Raw genomic sequence first — 2,171 nt, forward strand, 5'->3', positions numbered from 1 at the left:
CCCTGTTTCCTGCCACAGCTCGGCCGGTTGCACGACCGGCATCAGCAGCTCGACGGCGCCGGCGCGGTTCATCTCCTCGCGGATGATGCCCTCCACCTTGCGGATCACCCGCAGCCCCATCGGCATGTAGGTGTAGATGCCTGCACCGAGTCGCTTGATGAACCCCGCGCGCAGCATCAGCTTGTGGCTCATGACTTCCGCGTCGGCAGGAGCTTCCTTGAGGGTCGAGACGAAGAACTGGGAGGCTTTCATGGGGATGCGGGGGAGAACGCCGAAAAAGAACGCTGAAGAAAACAGCATCCAGCAAGGCTTGAGGGAAAGCCACGGGGTTGATTCCCGTCATGCCGGTGCAATAATGAATTCAACTAAGGAATTTGAGGTTGATTATGCTCGACCGAGAAGGGTTCAGACCCAACGTCGGCATCATCCTGCTCAATACGAAGAACCAGGTTTTCTGGGGCAAACGGATCCGGACCCACTCCTGGCAGTTCCCGCAAGGGGGCATCAAATACGGTGAAACGCCTGAGCAGGCGATGTTCCGCGAGCTTCACGAGGAGGTGGGGCTGACGCAGGATCATGTTCGGATCATCGCGCGCACGCGCGACTGGCTGCGCTATGAAGTGCCCGACCATTTCATCCGCCGCGACGCGCGCGGCCACTACCGCGGCCAGAAGCAGATCTGGTTCCTGCTGCAGCTGACCGGGCGCGACACCGACATGAACCTGCGCGCGACCGATCACCCCGAGTTCGATGCCTGGCGCTGGAACGAGTACTGGGTGCCGCTCGAAGTGGTGATCGAGTTCAAGCGCGATGTCTACCAGATGGCGCTGACCGAACTCGCCCGCTTCCTGCCGCGCGGGAACCACCACAACCGCTACCTTCGCTCGGGCATGCGCCCGCACCACYGGGACGATGGCTTCGAGGAGTCGAGGCCGGCCACCGAGCCGCAGGCGTTCGACGACGAACCGGGCGACCCGAAGGGCTGAGGGCCCCTTCCCTCAGCCGAGCACCAGGTTGTCGCGGTGGATCATCTCCGATTCGCCGGTGAAGCCGAGCAAGCGCTCAAACTCGCTCGACGGCTTGCGCGCGATCAGGCGCGCCTCGGAGCTCGAATAGTTCGCCAGGCCGCGCGCGACCTCGAGGCCCGAGCCCGAGCGCACCGCGATCACGTCGCCACGCGCGAACTCGCCGTGCACCTCGATCATCCCGATCGGCAACAGGCTCTTGCCCTCGTCACGCAACTTCGCGACCGCACCATCGTCGATCACGACGGCGCCGCGCAGCTGCAGGTGGTCGGCCATCCACTGCTTGCGGGCCGCCATCTTCTGCGTCGGCGCATTGAGCGCGGTGCCGATCGCCTCGCCCTGGGTCAGGCGCACCAGAACGTCGGGCTCGCGGCCCCAGGCGATGACGGTGGAGGCGCCGCTGCGCGCGGCCCGCTTGGCGGCCAGGATCTTGGTGATCATGCCGCCGCGGCCGAGGCTCGAACCGGCACCGCCCGCCATGCGCTCCAGCTCCGGGGTGCCGGCCTGCGCCTCGTGGATGAAGGTGGCTGATTCGTCCTTGCGCGGATCGGCCGAGTACAGGCCCTTCTGGTCGGTGAGGATCACCAGCGCGTCCGCCTCGATGAGGTTGGCCACCAGCGCGCCCAGCGTGTCGTTGTCGCCGAACTTGATCTCGTCGTTGACGACGGTGTCGTTCTCGTTGATGACCGGCACGACGCGCATGCGCAGCAAGGTCAGCAGGGTCGAGCGCGCATTCAGGTAGCGCTCCCGGTCGGCCAGGTCGGCGTGCGTGAGCAGCACCTGCGCGCTGCCCATGCCGTAGGCACGCAGCTGGGTCTCGTAGATCTGCGCCAGCCCCATCTGCCCGACCGCGGCCGCGGCCTGCAGTTCGTGCACCGCCTTCGGCCGGGTCGCCCAGCCGAGGCGCTTCATGCCCTCGGCGATCGCGCCGCTCGAGACCATCACGATCTCGCGCCCCTGGCCCGCGATGTGCGCCATCTGCCGGCACCAGTTACCGACCGCTTCGGCATCGACGCCCCGGCCTTCGTTGGTCACGAGGCTGGAGCCGACCTTGACGACGATGCGGCGGGCGTTCTTCAGCGCGTCACTCATGGTCGTCACTCGTGGGCGGCAGCAGGGGACCCCTGGTCTTGCACGGGCGCGTCG

General features: G+C 66.4%; 2 protein-coding genes and 1 pseudogene. 1 reads left to right on the forward strand and 2 read right to left on the reverse strand.

Going from position 1 to position 2,171, the window contains the following annotated elements; all coding sequences use genetic code 11:
- A pseudogene (locus tag AC1D15_RS28360) lies at window positions 1–252 on the reverse strand (proline--tRNA ligase); the annotation flags it as partial.
- Between the two features lie 134 nt (window positions 253–386).
- Here AC1D15_RS28360 and AC1D15_RS28365 point away from each other — a divergent pair.
- Entirely contained in the window at window positions 387–986 is a 600-nt protein-coding gene (locus AC1D15_RS28365; RefSeq protein ID WP_477828642.1) for an RNA pyrophosphohydrolase, read from the forward strand.
- 12 nt (window positions 987–998) lie between these two features.
- On the opposite strand, the gene proB is transcribed toward AC1D15_RS28365, so the two are convergent.
- Window positions 999–2,117 carry a glutamate 5-kinase gene (proB, locus tag AC1D15_RS28370; RefSeq protein ID WP_477828641.1) on the reverse strand — a complete coding sequence of 373 codons (1,119 nt, stop codon included), beginning with the start codon at window positions 2,115–2,117 and terminating at the stop codon, window positions 999–1,001.
- Window positions 2,118–2,171 lie beyond the last annotated feature (54 nt).

The organism is Rhizobacter sp. P2_H2, assembly GCF_056403375.1.

Excerpts from the sequence above, each read along its gene's own strand:
- proB (WP_477828641.1), bottom strand. The coding sequence starts at position 2,117 with ATGAGTGACGCGCTGAAGAACGCCCGCCGCATCGTCGTCAAGGTCGGC.